Raw genomic sequence first — 15,327 nt, 5'->3', positions numbered from 1 at the left:
CTTTAACCCTCTTGAGCCCACAGCTCACGACTACGTTCATGGACATAGTCCGTTAACCAATGGAGTTTTTGAGGATCTGCCTCTGGGAATACACCATGACCTAAGTTGAAGATATGGCGACCATAACGAATGCCTTCGAGCAAGATACGGTCCACTTCGCGGGCCAATGTTTTTTCATCTCCGAATAGATATGCTGGGTCAAGATTACCTTGTACCGTTTGTGTTACGCCCCGCTCGTTAGCCATAACGATGGAGCTACGCCAATCTAGAGCAATCACATCAAGTGGCAAATGAGACCAAATAGATACTAAATGGTCTGTACCAACACCATTCATCGCCATAGGCAAATGAGGGTATTTTGCTTTTACCGTCTTGATAATGCGTTCCATATGAGGATAAATCCCTTGTTTATATTGGTCCGCATTAACAGCACCTACCCAAGAATCGAAGATTTGTAGCGCATTAGCACCTGCCTCGGCTTGCATGGACAAGTACGCAATAGACATGTCCGCCAATTTTGTCATCAACGCATCCCATACGTCAGGCGCACCAATGAGCATACCCCGAGTTTTATTATAATTCTTCGTCGGGCCCCCTTCGATGAGGTAGGACGCAATCGTAAACGGCGCACCACAGAAACCAATGAGCGGTACGTCGAGCATGCCAGATGTTAACAACGTAATTGTCTTTGCAATATAATCCACCTTTGTAGGATCAAAGGCTTCTAATTTATCTACCTCAGCCATAGAGCGAATAGGCGTGCTAAAAACAGGCCCTACGCCAGCTTTCAGTTCTACATTTACATTCATGGCCACCATAGGGCTCATGATGTCCTTGTAAAGGATGGCCGCATCAACGCCGTATTCCTTAACAGGTAACTCCGTAACGCGAGCACATAATTCAGGTTCTTTTGTAATTTCAAATAAAGTGTATTTTTCTTTAATTTTGCGGTATTCCGCTTGGCTACGACCAGCTTGTCGCATATACCACACAGGCGTCACACCAGGGTTCTTCCCTTGGATCATGTCCAAATATGCTGTATTCAAGTGTTCAACCCCTTTCTTTCTAAATGTATACTAACACAGTTACATAACTAAAACAGTTATTTTAGTTACAACCTCTTACATGATTTTATTCTTTACTAGTCCCTGTGAAAGCTAAAAGCCTCCACAGGGATTTTAAGTTAACTGCGACTTAATCTATGCCGATCAATACCAGTAATAGATTGAGCCATATCATATACAGTACGTTGGCAAGTAAATAACCAGATTTGTTGGTTCTTACCAATTTCAGCCAATAGTTCCAAAGCACTGCGTTGACGGTTTTCGTCAAAACGCACAAGGATATCGTCTAAGATAATCGGCAAGGACTCAACTTGGTATGAGAATACCTTTGCCAGTGCCAAGCGCAACGCTAGGTATACTTGGTCAGCTAAGCCGCTAGACCAGAACTTAAGCTCTAATCGCTCTCCATTGCCGTTAACAAGAGCAACCCCTTCGTTGATGCCGAGTATATCAAAGGTATAGATACCACCAGTCAAACGTTCTATATAAGAGGATGCTAGTTCAAGCATGTGAGGCTGTTTTTCTTGCTCGTAAGATTGTTGTGCTTTATCCATGCAGTGGCTCATCAAAACTTGTGTAGCCCAGTCTTCCAAGGCAGCCTCTAATTCACTTTGAAGAGCTTCGCGCTCTTGCAACATTTGCTGTTGCTCTTGGTCAGATCCAAGAGCGCGCATAGCCTCCACAATTTGACCACGACGCTCGTACAAGGTAGCTAATTTATCTTCGATAGATGCCATCTCCCGTTCGGAATGAGCCAATTCATCAAGCCAATTATCTTTATTACCTTCTCGCAAACGACGGTAGAACAAGTCTTTATTCTCCGCATCAGGTGCTAATAAATCTAGTTGTACCTGACTTTGCTTGTAAATGGTTTGCCACTGTTTGTATTGGTCCTCATCAATAAGATGTTGACGGTACTCGTTAGAGCTTTCCATACCAGCTTTATGGAGTAATTCTTTTTGGCGAAGGAGTAATTCTTTTTCCTTTCGATGCCAATTATCGTATTCGTTGCGGAAGCTTTTGCGTTGTGCTTCCTTTTGTTCCCATACGATTTTATTTTGTTGGAAGTTTTTATATTGGTTGTAAATGCGTTTAAGCTCAGTTGGAGATACAGGCGCCTCCACACCAAGGTTATACCACAAAGTCATCGCTTGGTCTTCAATAACGCGTAACCCTTCTTTATGCTCTGCTAAACGCTTCTCGTAACCTTCAATAGTCCGCAACTGTTCATGATATTGATCATACTCTTGCTTGAGGCCGAAGAAATCATCTTCTGTGAGGCTCTTCGCCGCCCCTTGAGGCAACCAAGACTGCCAAGCCGCAAGGGCTTCATCATAAATACCTTGCAATGTATGGCCTTCTTGAATCCATCGGTCAAGGTGAGCTGCCCCTTCTAAAGATGGCACAGGGCTAATGACTGGTGTAGCTGCCTTAATCAACGCTTCTAACTGATGTTCTACATCGGATCTACGAGAGGATAAGATTTGTAACTCATAGTTCAATTTAGACACATCGGAATTACCATTATGAGCTCTCCACGTAGCATACCAGAATAGCGCCATAGACAGAATCAATAAGATAAAGCCCCCAATAGTATAGAGTACAGATTCAAGAACTAATAATCCTGCTAACACAAGCAATACGCCAATAACAGCACCTATGCCGCTAATGCGTTGTAACCATTTTGGTAAATTCGTCGGTTGAGCATCTGGACCATAACTATCTCGTTTTGCAGTCACTCGATCTATGTCCATTAAGATTAACTCTAACTCACGTTCGAGATGTTCTTTTTTTGCCAACTCTTCTTCGCTATAATTTGGCAAAGAGGCCCCTTCAAGGTTAGCTGTTGGAAGGTCATCAGAAGCCTCTGCAGGCTTGCGGTCCTGCCAATGCAACAATTGATCTTTAGCAGTTCGTAGACGACTGGCTAAGCGTTCACCTTCAAACCAGTTAACATCCTCAGCCATCGGCTCATCATCACGCCATGCCGAATACATCTTGCGAGAGTACTCTAGTTGCTCGCGTACCTTATGAATGTACGCATCACCCTCTTCGCACTCGCGGCGTAATTGTTCCCACTTAGCACCTTGTTGAATGAGGTCCTCAATATCTTGACCATAGGTACCAAACGGACTATCGGGGCTAAAGTTAGCTGGCATTAACGCCGCTTCCTTTTCTTGCCATAGTTGCATATTGTCACGAGCTCGTTTGATATCCTCATCAATCACAAGGAACTCATCGCGGCTCAAGGCGAGTTCACTGTTGTACTGCTGCATGTGCATACGCGCCTCTTCACTGCGGCGATACGTATCCCATGCGCGCAACACTACATCTACGCCATCGCGGTATTCCTTCCACTCCTGCAACTGACCTTGTAACTCACCTTCCGTCTGTTCCGAACTGTGAAAGGCTTTCTGCAATTCCACATATTGTGCTTCGTGCTCTGCCAATTGACTTAGCTTTTGGCGATTTTCCTTCAGCTCATCCATCAATACATTAATACGACGTTTGCCGTTTGAGGATGCTACGAGTAAATCGGTGGCTCCTTTTTCCACATCCTTTACGACAGAGCCTAAATGCTCGCCCCCTTCAGCGCCAAAGAAACGAGACCGAACCTCTACCTCTTGCAATACATCAAGGCCTTGCAAGTCTTCTAAGGTCAATGCAAAGATGCGATTATATGTCTTTTTATCAATTCCATGCCACCAATACTGAGCAGGCTCTTCATGGATAGCAGGATTTCCAGGACTGTAAAAGTCTAGCTGTCTGCCTTTGCGGCCAATATAGTAGCTTTCACCATTGCGTTCCACCTCGAGAGCGCCAGTCATAGGACCATAGGCCTTATGAGTGCCCCCAAATAATAAGGTACGCATCCCTTCAAGCAGCGATGTTTTACCGCTTTCATTAGGGCCATACATGAGCTGAACCCCATTGTTACCCGTTGTGAAAGACCAATCACGATACGGGCCAAATTCATCAAATCGTATGCGTTTAATGTTCATCATTAGCCCCCATCAATACAGTAACACCTTCTATTTCACAACGTTTCAAAGCACGCATTAATAATTCATCGCTCAATACATCCGCATATACGCCTAATCGTTTAAACTCAGGACGATCAGCCAAAATTTGGCGTGCCGTCTGTACAGCATTCCCCTCCACCATATCGTCATAAGCTCGCAGATAGTCGCCTACTACATCGGATAATAAACGGCGCTCCGCTAAATTAATGCTAGGGCGCGTATTGGAGATAATGCGATAAGGCATGACAAATATAGATTTGCTTTTTTCTTCACTTTGAGACTCTTGAAGCCACAAATTGCGCACGCCCTCTTGTGTACATAGGCGATGTAGCGGGCCAGTACCACTGAGAACAATGGATAGCAAAATATTTTTCTTGTACTGCTTGCGCAAGTTTTCTTTCTTATGGCGCAAAATTTCCAATAAATCAGATTCATTTTGCATACCCGCAATATCAATTTTGATTTCCTCAAAACGAATGGCACTAGTTTCAATAAATCTCGGTTCACAATGACCATTGTGAGATACAGAAACTAAATAGCACCCTTTAGGGCCTATTTCTTTACGGTGTAAGCCTTGAGGATTACCGGCATATGCAACGAGAGGTTCCTCGCTGAGAATTTGGGATTTATGAATATGTCCTAAAGCCCAATAATCCATTGCGGCCTCAGCTAAATCCGTCAAATTACACGGACCAGTCACATTGTGATTTTCGGCGCCTACACTAGAACCTACTGTGCCATGCATGACAGCCAAAGAAAACTCATCCCGTTCAAAAGCACGATATTGACGAGCATAATTCTCGCTTTCATTACCATGACCACAACTGATACCATAAACGCCACCAATTTCAATATTGTTAACGATGAGCGGGAAGCGTTGTACTTGTTCACTAGAAAATACATGTACATTATCTGGCATTTGCAGTTGCGCCTTCCAGCTTTCAGCAGGATCATGATTACCTTGTACCATATAGACTGCAATGCGATGCTCTGCCAAACGATACATACCGCGCACAAAGCGCACTTGAGCCTCTAAATTATGGTCTTCGCTATTATAAATATCACCAGCTATGACAACGGCATGAACATGCTCATCGATAGCAGTGTCAATGATTGTATCAAAGGCTACATAGGTAGCTTCGCTCACGGCGCGATCAACGGCGCGGCTAATACCTGTAGCATATTGAAAGGGTGCCCCTAAATGCAGATCACCACAGTGTATAAATCGAAACGGCTGCATCTATATCCACTCCTTGTATTAGTACTTTTATTATAGTTATATATAGTAATTACAATAGTCTATTATACTACAAAACGTTAAAGATAAGTTAAAAATAGCTATCAATTAGCCCAAAAAAGATATAGTTAAAATAAATTTCTCAAAATTATTAATAAATATAAATTATAAGATAATCACATATTTTTCTCATAAAAGGGGATTCAAAGTAAATTTATAGCAACCTAGATCTAACTATGTTAACCAATAAATACATTTGGTTGACAATTTATGCACGAAGGTTTACAATCAGATTGTCAATATTTTATGTTTTTATTAAGTTAACAATTCTAGGAGGCTATTATGGCTTTGCCTACAGACCAACAACCATCCCAAGTGGGTACATACGAAAAAATCCTTACTATTGCCAACCGCATTATGAACGGCGGCGAAATCACTAAGGAAGAAGCAATCGAGCTGATTCATACGTCAGACGATGACACTATGATTTTACTTGCTATGGCTGATAAAATTCGCCAGCATTTCAATGACAATTCAGTGGATGTATGCGCCATTGTTAATGCACGATCCGGCAAATGTCCTGAAAACTGTAAATTCTGTGCCCAATCTGCCCATCACGAAACAGGTGTTCAAGTATATCCGTTCATGGATGATGAAAGCATTCTCGATGCGGCGCGTAAAGCTAAAGAAGCCGGCGCTATTCGTTTTTCTATCGTAACGAGTGGTCGTAATACTAATAACCCAGATGAATTCAACCAAATCATTCGCGTATTAGACCGTATCAAAAACGAAATTGGCCTCGAAATCTGCTGTTCTCTTGGTTTGTTAACTTACGAACAAGCTCTCAAATTAAAAGAAGTCGGTGTGACTCGATACCACTCCAATATCGAAACGGCACCTAGCCACTTCCCAGATATTTGTACAACCCATTCCTACGAAGATAAAATGTCTACCATCGATAATGCTCAAAAAGCAGGTATTCGAGTTTGCTCTGGCGGCATCCTTGGTCTTAATGAAACATTAGAACAACGCGTAGAGATGGCATTCGAGCTTAAACGTTTACATATTGACTCCGTGCCATTAAACATTTTGAATCCTGTTAAAGGTACACCATTTGAAAGTAATAAAGCATTACGTCCTCTAGATATTTTACGTACCTTCGCTGTATTCCGTTTCATCTTGCCAAACGCATTGATTCGTACAGCTGGCGGTCGTGAAGTAAATCTTCGTGACTTACAAGCTTACGCTTTAAAAGGTGGCCTAAACGGTATCATGGTTGGTGGCTACTTAACAACGGGCGGTCGCTCTCCTCAAGACGATCTTCAAATGATTCAAGACTTAGAATTGAGTCGTAATTCTGCCCAAGTTTAATCACTTCATGTATATACCATTCTCAGTGTTCTGAGAATGTAGTATATAAATAATATTCCTAAGGATTTATAAATATTTTACACATAAAAAGAACCATCTAGATTGCTGTGCTAGATGGTTCTTTTAATTCCATAATAAATTGTAAATAGCATGCCCATTAGTATTACCCTCAATAGGCTCAGGGTTTTCATTAAATTCTACATTTTCATACGGCGTCCCGTCTGCCATGTACGCATCAACCTTCAATGTTTCCATGGTTCTATTATATCTACTGATATAAACTTTGTACCGCAATTCGTCGCCACCCAGTTCATTGACTCGCAGCCACAAAAGTGCATCATAATCACTCTTTTGTACACTATCGTTGTCAATAAATAATTGGTTTCCTGATGCATCTGGTCCAACATAGTACCAGTCCGTTGCGTAAGCAGTCCCCCCTATACTGAGTAGCCACAAAAGCGATAATATGGTTAATATTTTACTCATATGACTGCTCCTCTCATGCTATAGAGCTGTATACTTTATAAAAGCTTAATGGCATTAAACCTTTATAAAATATACAACTTCTCCTTTATATATAATACCAAAATTGCCCCATATTTATCAACAATAATTAAACTAAATTACGAAGTTTTTTAGAAATATAAGAAATTTAAAGCAATTTATTAAATATCTTCATTTTTAACTCATTTATTGTTTTTATAATAACTACATCAAATGATAAATAGAGGTAACAATTCCCTGGTTACCATACGTGTATTTATCTCCCGACAAGTAATACTAACCCCAAACCTACTACTTGTTTAAATACATGGTTCATTTGATATTAATACTAACACTCCCCTTACATGAAAAAAGGACTCCATATGGAGTCCTTTTTTCGTTGTCTAAAAACTTCATAGAATACTAAAACATAGGGTTATAGGACAAAACATATACGAGTATGAATTCTATTTGCTTTGTAAACCACGATAAACGAGTTCAAAAATAACTTTCTGAGCTTCTAACCACTCATCACTCTGAGTCCACTTATATTCTTTATTAATAGCATATAATCCGTGTACTAAGAATACAAAAACCGATACACCTACATCAAATGAAATCCCAAGTGCTTCTGCCATAACGAGCCCTTGCCGATCTTTTTCACTCCCTATAATGCGTTGTAATACATATTCTGAAATTTGTTCATCTAAAAATAAAGGTAAATACTTTTTATGTCGTATAATACGCTGACATAATGGCAATCTATCAATAATAGAATCGTATGCTTCTCTCAACGAAACAGAATTAGAAGCAGCTGATAAGGCTTTAGCTATAATTTGTAAATTATTATTATCTACCATTCCTGGGCGTGAATAGGAAATTGCATCATCCACTAAATCATCAACAATTTCCATGATATTGCTATAGTGTAAATAAAAAGTAGAACGAGTTATACCCGAAGCTTTACACAACGATGTTACTGTTACAGACTCAAAAGAATTGTTTGCTAAACAACTAAGCAAGCCTTCTTTTAACAACATACGTGTCATTTCTTTTCGAGTTATCATATAACCTCCAACATAGACACTTTTATACAATGTGTCTATTAATAAACATAGTGTTAATTATTGTTGAGACTAGTATAACAAAACAAGGTATACTAGTTCTAGAGATTACAAATAATAATCTATTCAATTAGATCGACAATAATTTAATTAAGGAGATAACTATGACACAATATACTCACATTCGAAATGCTACAGGAAAATTAACAATAAAAAATACAACATTCCTTATTGATCCATTTTTAGCACCAAAAGATACTTATCCTGGCTTTGAAGGAACATTTAACTATCAACAAAGAATGCCTATGGTTGATTTACCTCTATCAATGGACAATCTATTAAGCAATGTAACTGCAGTGGTAGTCACACACACACATCTTGACCATTGGGATGATACGGCAATTAATGCTATTCCAAAATCACTTCCTATTTTTGTACAAAATACAGCGGACAAAGAACTTATTACTTCACAAGGCTTTAATGATGTACGCATCATTTTTGAAAGTCTAGAGTTTAATGGTATCACATTAAGAAAAACAGGTGGCTCCCACGGCACGGTAGAAATGTATGCAAATCCAGTTCTCGCACCATTAGCAGGCGATGCGATGGGCGTTATTTTTGAAACAGCAGACGAACCAACTGTGTACCTTGTAGGCGATACAGTTTGGACAAGTGATGTAGAGAAGGCCCTCCTTCGCTTCGACCCTAACGTTATTATTATGAACACTGGATATGCTCAAGTTTTAGGCTTTGAAGATAGTATTATTATGGGTACAAAAGATATTGGCCGCATGGTGGTACGCAAACCAGATGCTAAAATTATTGCGGTTCACATGGATACAGTTAATCATACTGCAACAAGTCGTAAGGATGTGCGCAAATTTATCAAAGGCACCAACATTGAAAGCCATGTAGCAGTGCCTGAAGATGGCGAAACTATTGTACTATAAGTTACTATATACCTATGTTGTTTTTATGTTGTTATTGAGGTATACTATAAACATAAAGAGAGTCATTGACGTGTGCGAGCGTTAGGCTCATCTAAAAATTAGTAAAACGAGATGCGCCTAACGTGTAAGTATTACCAGTACTTATTACGTTAGGCGTTTCTTAAGTTTATTTGAATAAACTTAAGATAGATACAACTATGGAAATTACAAAAAGAATTATATAAACCTTCTCGAATTTACTCATAGTATCACCACCTTTCGGTGATGAACCTAACTCACGTCAATGACTCCTGTTATTAGTATAGCAGAGTTATAAATGATGTAATAGATTAAGTTAATAAGCTTTTGATAAAAAAATGAAGCGTCAGGTCTGCCTGACGCTTTTATTCTTTCATGAATAATTATTAGTTAATTAGGCTAAAACGTAGAAAATAAAACTCATCATTTAGATTTACTAATTTAGAGTTTACCTCTAATGAAATAACCCTCTCAGTACGTCCGACTTTGCTCTGTGTTTTCTCCCTATATAAAAAAGACCCTCTTCAGAATCCGACTTTGCCCCTGTTCCAAAGGAACAGATCTGGGCGGTGGAGGATTATGGAGAGGATCTTTTGTTTATATTATATTATTTTACTTCAGCCCAACCTAAAGCAGCACGTTTAGCATCGATATCAGCTAAGATTTTTTCAGCTACTTTAGCAGGATCAGTATTTACATACATAACAGAGCCTAAGATGTCTTTAGTGTCTTCTTTAAGCCATTTTGTAACAGCATCAGAACCTTGTGTAGGTGGCTCAACGCAGTGGTAAGAGTTGATACCCATCAAGCGGAAACCAAGGGATGCATCGATACCTTTTTCGTTAGACCATTCAGGGCTAGACATTGCAAATGGCATTTGTGGTAAGTTAAGACCTAATTCACCTGCAATACCAGCAAAGATACCGGAAGAACGAGCATTATCTACACATTCGCCAACATGCCATACTGGCGGTTGATCATCGCCCAAGAACTCTTGCAATGCAGGGCTACATTTCTTAATAGCATCTGTATTACAGTAACCAAGTTTCATTAATGGGAAGGACGCACAACCATTTGTTAAGATGATACAGCCATTTTTGATAAGTGTATCAACGATATCTACAGTTGCTTTCTCGTAGATAACGCGAGGGTTGGAACAACCTACTACGTTTACGATACCACGAACTTTACCAGATTTTAAAGCCTCTGCCAATGGTTTGAAGGAACCATAATGTTTAACAGTGGATTCTGGAGAGAAACCAACTTCAGCAGTGATTTCGTATGGCGGAATGAATACAGGCATACCTTTGCGCAATTCATGCGCTTCAAGGGCACGATCCAAAATTTTACGAGCCAATTCTTTAGTTTCAGACAAGTTTGTATGGTGATGATCGTAACCGATATGTTCTGCACCTGGTAAACGAGCTGCATCAGATGTAGTAATAACTTTTGTGTTGAAGCAACGTGCTACGTCCATGATAGCAGGATATACGTCTTGAACGTCTGCTACCCAGCAATCGAGTGCGCCAGTACCAAGTACAAGTTCCGCACCGATAGCATTACACAATGGAATAACATTTTCATAGCGGTACATGCTAGACAAACCAGAGCAGCAGATACCGTAGAATTGGATACCTTTAGCACCGATAGCTTTTGCTTTTTCTAAGTACTCTTCAGAGGCACCAATTGTACAAATTTGGGATACTAATGTAGGCAAGTGACCATGAACAGCGATGTTAACATAACCTTTTTTCAAGGCACCAATGTTAACTTTGGATGTACGACGACCACCAAGACCGAACAATGCATCTGTTGCGATGTCCGCTGCCACTACACCAGTGAATGTGAAAGCAAGACCACAACGCAAGAATTGTTTCATGTTGCTTTCCCAATCGCCATCTGTACCTACGCATGTACGATGGTATGCATCAAAGGCTTCATTGTACGCAGAAATAGGCAAGATATCTAAGTTTTTCCAAACTTCACGACGCTCAGCTGGAGCTAACGCTGTAATTGTTTTATATTCGCCAGGCAATGCACGGCTCAAATCTTCTAATAGAACATCTGCCAAGTCATTAGCCACTTCTTTTAAGGAACGACCTTCTTCAGGAATGTTGAAAGCTTTACATACTGTGCGAATTTTTTCTTCACCCAAAATTGGGATATCCAATTGATCGTTAGCAGCAGCTTTCAAAGAAATCAAAATTTCACGAGCATGTGCACCATGTTGTGTTAAGCCACCAGCTGCTGCACGTGTCATATTACGAGCTACAATAAGATCAGCATCAGCACCGCAGACACCACGAGGGCTCTTAGGTGTAATTTTACATGGACCCATAAAGCAAATTCGACAACATACGCCAGCAATACCGAACGTACATTGTGGTTGTTGTTTGTCGAAACGGTCAAACACTGTATCACAACCGATTTGCTCCATGCGAAGAATCATTTCGCGTACCGCAGGATCTGGTGTTTGTTCAATTACATCTTGTTTTGTAGGCCATGTTTTACGATACTCAGCAACGGCTTTCATGTAATCGTTTACGCCATGTTCATGTGGTACCCCTGGTTCATGAGTGTGTGGCACCCATTTATCCGTTGGCATAGCCTTTGCATGACTATGGTCGTGACCATGTTCATGATCGTGGTCATGATGATGATCGTGGTCATGATGATGATCGTGATCGTGACCATGATGGTGATGATGACCGCCACAATGGCAATGATGGTCATGATGATGTTCATGATGATGTTCGCCATGGCTGTGGTCATGGGTGTTTTTGTTTTCCACATCTTTATTCATAATAAACCTCCTAGGGGCCTACATAGGCCAGCTGTCAATAACAAGAAAACATATTCTACTTTTATTTTATTTTTTAAATCCACCATACTTGTGGGTTTTAAGTCCTATCTCTTAAATATGTTTTAACCTACTTTAAGTATATTTTTTGACAGGACATTTGTCAATTATTTTTTTGAGAAATTTTTGACTCATTACCGCCAAAAGATATTGTAATTACTATATTTACCAAATTCGATATTTTCAGTTTTCTTTCACAAAGCAAAAGAGGTTAATTCCTGTAATATACAGGAATTAACCTCTTTTATCTATAGAATGCTATATTTAGATATTATTTTATATGAATTATTATTCGTAAGTAAAGTTAAATACTCCAATATGCCATCTGTATAATTTATAAGAATTTCTGCATAATATTTGCCACTTCAGGCAAATGGAATCGTTTTGCTCTATCTGATCTTGCAACAAGAACTAATTGACGGAAGCAAAGTTTTGATGCAAGGGGATAAAATTTAACCTTATCTTCATCCCTCTTACTATTAAGCGTACTCGGCAAGAAAGTAATTCCATAGTCATCTTCTACTAAAGAGCGACAAGTATCCAATGTTTCTGATGCAATAACCGCTTTAGGCACAAAGGACTCCGCTTGGCATAATCGGTTTACCAAAGACCGTAGCTTTAAACCCTCTCGCAAAAGAATAAACGGAAACGGCCCAAACGGTGCGATTTCTCGAATACCATCAGGCGTCATGAGAGAGTCCGCAATAGCGATGGCTTTTTTATTTTCTACGCTAATAGCTAGTAAAATTTGCTCATCAAGTACGGGATAACTTTCAAGAGCTTGAGAATAAATAGGCGTCGGGAATAGTCCTACGTCAACTAAGCCATCACAAATCTGTTGCTCTAGGAAATGAGATTCACCTTCTACCACATGGAACTCCCAAGATGGTTCAATTTCTTGAAAGCTCTTTAGCGTTTTACCTAACATATGATGACCATAAAACTGGGACAAACCAATTCGCACGTGATATGCCACATCTGTACCTTGGTTGATAATAGACTGTGTTAAAGCCTCTACTTTATGAACTAATGGCATCCCTTCTTTTGCAATTTGTAACGCTGCAGCCGTCGGCACAACCTTAGTACGATCACGAGCAAACATAGGAACACCTAACTCTGCTTCGATACGACGAATACTTTGACTCAACGCAGGCTGAGAAATATATAATTTTTTAGACGCTTTAGAGAACGATGCCATCTCAACGATAGTACTTATGTATTTAATATCTTTTATATCCATAGAAACACCTTATAACAAAACATTATGATTTTATTATAACTATATATTACCAAAATACAAGATATATGACGAGCCATAGTAATATAATAACTTACGCACAACAAAAAAGCCCTCCATATGGAGGGCCTTTTCTTTGAGCAGTTAGACAATCTCAATATTATATTGAGGAGTTAATAAATTTTGAGATTACATTAGTGTTTTAAGTACTTCTAATACTTCGTCTGGTAATTCGTTTTTATGACCAATAAGGTTTTCTACATAGTCATAGCGGAATTCGAAAGCTTTGTGTAATTGGTGATGGTATTCACGCACTTGGAATGGTGGTTCAAAACCAGGAACCTCTACATACTCAAGGTTCGGGTATTTATAGAATGGTTTGAATTCTAAAGTGCCTTCTACCAAACGTTCTAACAAATCAAGAGTCACTTCTTTTGGAACTTTGTTGTCCAAGAAGAAGCCTGTATTCATAATGTAGCATTCTACGCCACATTCAGAGAACAATTTTTTGTAGCTTTCATAATCAAGAGCCAATGGATATGTACGGAATGGATTTGCATACGGTTCAATAACAAGTGCATTTGGATCCACATGAGCATCGAGTTTTTCCGCTGTAGAACGGCGCGTAGCAAGTGTGGCACCCATTGTAGATGCTAATACAGGATCATCAATTTTGAGGATCGGTGGCAATGTTTTATCTTTCATAAGCCATACAATAGCATTAACTGGCTCGTCTACGTAATTTACGCGGTTCTCTGTCCAGAATTGAGATTTGATAGCACGACCATTATTATTACGAACGTCTTCAGCTAATACAACCTTACGTCCCTCGTCATCCATAGTTACGCCCACGTTTTGTAGTGTTAACAAGAATTCATTAGCAGGATGTTCTACAGGGTAATCTTGCATTTTGTCAAAGTACGTAGGTTCAAGAGCAATAGAACTCAAATCCTCAGTATTGATGATATACGCATCGTCATGCAAGATAGAGATGTCATAACGACCATCATGTTTTTCATGAGTCAATGTAGATTTACCGGAACCGGACAAGCCGAATACACCGATAGTATAGGATTTGCCATTATCAAGATTGTAACGTTTCATACCGCCATGGCAGGCAACATAGCCGAGGCGATTTGCCAAGGACCATGCCAATGTAAGGGTACCTTTTTTGTGCTCACCAAAATAGCGCATGCCAAGAATCATTGCACAGTTATGAGCAGGGTCAAAGATAGCAAGACCACCTGGATGACCTGGTACAATATAATCTGGATCAGAGTAGATGTAGATATCACCTTCTGGGATCTCTAAACTATCATCGTAGAATTCTTTTACTGCTGCATCAAAGAACTTGAAGTTCATGATCCAAGAATACAAAGTAGATGCATGATCTTTTGGAATCATCAAATGAGCACGAGCGGTAAATTTTTTATCTAAACCAACAATAGCTTCAGCAGCAAGCCACTCTTTATCGCGGCTATCATACACAGCATCACGTGCAATATTAGAAAGTTCTACTTCATCAATACCTTCATCGCCAATAATACGACGAGCTTTTGCATAGCGACCTGTAGTTTTACCATCATTTGTAACTAGTACCTTTGCATCAGTTGGCAAACCTTGCTCGCATGGTTTATATACAGGCATATCGAGGACGATAACACCTGGCTCTTCAGCGGCAAGTTGATACGCTTGTGCAACGGATGTTACAGGCGTTACATTGTTCCCATAAAATGCAGTTTCAATAGTACTGCGCATCTTAGAAAATAATGGGTTTGTTTTAATTTCACTTTGCTTCCAAACGCGTCTTGTAGACATAGTATCTAGATCCTCACCTTTAAATATCTTGTAATTTCTCATGTAAAAGTATATTAATATATGAAAATATTGTTTTTGTAAATACTTTCATTATTTTCTATTTTACCCTTTTCAATCAAATTTGTATACACAAAACAGATGAATTATGGGAAATTATTGTATGTTTATTTTGAATTAGTGCAACACATCTCTAATAATAAAA

10 protein-coding genes are annotated in these 15,327 nt (G+C 39.5%); 2 read left to right on the top strand and 8 right to left on the bottom strand.

Features of this window, described 5'->3' with window-relative positions:
• Window positions 1–2: 2 nt before the first annotated feature.
• The 3 genes from hemE to KH364_RS03720 all read right to left on the bottom strand — a co-directional run bounded on the left by hemE (window position 3) and on the right by KH364_RS03720 (window position 5,327).
• On the bottom strand, window positions 3–1,046 hold the full coding sequence (hemE, locus tag KH364_RS03730; RefSeq protein ID WP_273298656.1) for a uroporphyrinogen decarboxylase: 1,044 nt from the start codon (window positions 1,044–1,046) through the stop codon (window positions 3–5).
• A gap of 137 nt (window positions 1,047–1,183) precedes the next feature.
• Complete coding sequence (locus KH364_RS03725; RefSeq protein ID WP_316594491.1) at window positions 1,184–4,066, bottom strand: AAA family ATPase; 2,883 nt, start codon at window positions 4,064–4,066, stop codon at window positions 1,184–1,186.
• Window positions 4,056–5,327, bottom strand: a complete 1,272-nt coding sequence (locus tag KH364_RS03720) for a DNA repair exonuclease (protein WP_273298654.1) — start codon at window positions 5,325–5,327, stop codon at window positions 4,056–4,058. Before KH364_RS03720 ends, KH364_RS03725 begins: the two co-directional genes overlap by 11 nt.
• Before the next feature lie 339 nt (window positions 5,328–5,666).
• Between KH364_RS03720 and bioB the strand changes: the two genes are divergently transcribed.
• A complete protein-coding gene (gene bioB, locus KH364_RS03715) occupies window positions 5,667–6,695 on the top strand; it encodes a biotin synthase BioB (RefSeq protein WP_265138404.1) in 1,029 nt (342 codons plus the stop codon).
• Between the two features lie 123 nt (window positions 6,696–6,818).
• On the opposite strand, the gene KH364_RS03710 is transcribed toward bioB, so the two are convergent.
• Complete coding sequence (locus tag KH364_RS03710; RefSeq protein WP_105097666.1) at window positions 6,819–7,181, bottom strand: hypothetical protein; 363 nt, start codon at window positions 7,179–7,181, stop codon at window positions 6,819–6,821.
• A gap of 464 nt (window positions 7,182–7,645) precedes the next feature.
• Window positions 7,646–8,245, bottom strand: a complete 600-nt coding sequence (locus tag KH364_RS03705; RefSeq protein WP_273298653.1) for a TetR/AcrR family transcriptional regulator — start codon at window positions 8,243–8,245, stop codon at window positions 7,646–7,648.
• A 161-nt stretch (window positions 8,246–8,406) separates the two neighbouring features.
• On the opposite strand from KH364_RS03705, the gene KH364_RS03700 reads away from it, so the two are divergent.
• Window positions 8,407–9,192: an MBL fold metallo-hydrolase gene (locus KH364_RS03700; RefSeq protein ID WP_273298652.1), complete on the top strand. Its 786-nt coding sequence runs from the start codon at window positions 8,407–8,409 to the stop codon at window positions 9,190–9,192.
• Between the two features lie 625 nt (window positions 9,193–9,817).
• Here the strand turns inward: KH364_RS03700 and cooS are convergent.
• The 3 genes from cooS to KH364_RS03685 form a co-directional block, all read right to left on the bottom strand.
• Complete coding sequence (cooS, locus tag KH364_RS03695) at window positions 9,818–12,013, bottom strand: anaerobic carbon-monoxide dehydrogenase catalytic subunit (RefSeq protein WP_273298651.1); 2,196 nt, start codon at window positions 12,011–12,013, stop codon at window positions 9,818–9,820.
• Between the two features lie 391 nt (window positions 12,014–12,404).
• Window positions 12,405–13,310 carry a LysR family transcriptional regulator gene (locus tag KH364_RS03690; RefSeq protein WP_265138400.1) on the bottom strand — a complete coding sequence of 302 codons (906 nt, stop codon included), beginning with the start codon at window positions 13,308–13,310 and terminating at the stop codon, window positions 12,405–12,407.
• Between the two features lie 186 nt (window positions 13,311–13,496).
• Entirely contained in the window at window positions 13,497–15,125 is a 1,629-nt protein-coding gene (locus KH364_RS03685; RefSeq protein WP_273298650.1) for a phosphoenolpyruvate carboxykinase (ATP), read from the bottom strand.
• Window positions 15,126–15,327 lie beyond the last annotated feature (202 nt).

Origin of the sequence: Veillonella sp. oral taxon 158 (assembly GCF_018376515.1) — a bacterium.
GTDB lineage: Bacteria > Bacillota > Negativicutes > Veillonellales > Veillonellaceae > Veillonella > Veillonella rogosae.
The sequence above is the reverse complement of the archived record's forward strand: the minus strand, read 5'-3'. Positions and strand labels throughout refer to the sequence as shown.

Bases quoted from the DNA above. Each gene is read 5' to 3' on its own strand.
- KH364_RS03725 (WP_316594491.1), bottom strand. From the start codon at position 4,066: ATGAACATTAAACGCATACGATTTGATGAATTTGGCCCGTATCGTGAT.
- KH364_RS03720 (WP_273298654.1), bottom strand. From the start codon at position 5,327: ATGCAGCCGTTTCGATTTATACACTGTGGTGATCTGCATTTAGGGGCA.
- bioB (WP_265138404.1), top strand. From the start codon at position 5,667: ATGGCTTTGCCTACAGACCAACAACCATCCCAAGTGGGTACATACGAA.
- KH364_RS03710 (WP_105097666.1), bottom strand. From the start codon at position 7,181: ATGAGTAAAATATTAACCATATTATCGCTTTTGTGGCTACTCAGTATA.
- KH364_RS03705 (WP_273298653.1), bottom strand. From the start codon at position 8,245: ATGATAACTCGAAAAGAAATGACACGTATGTTGTTAAAAGAAGGCTTG.
- KH364_RS03700 (WP_273298652.1), top strand. From the start codon at position 8,407: ATGACACAATATACTCACATTCGAAATGCTACAGGAAAATTAACAATA.
- cooS (WP_273298651.1), bottom strand. From the start codon at position 12,013: ATGAATAAAGATGTGGAAAACAAAAACACCCATGACCACAGCCATGGC.
- KH364_RS03690 (WP_265138400.1), bottom strand. From the start codon at position 13,310: ATGGATATAAAAGATATTAAATACATAAGTACTATCGTTGAGATGGCA.
- KH364_RS03685 (WP_273298650.1), bottom strand. From the start codon at position 15,125: ATGTCTACAAGACGCGTTTGGAAGCAAAGTGAAATTAAAACAAACCCA.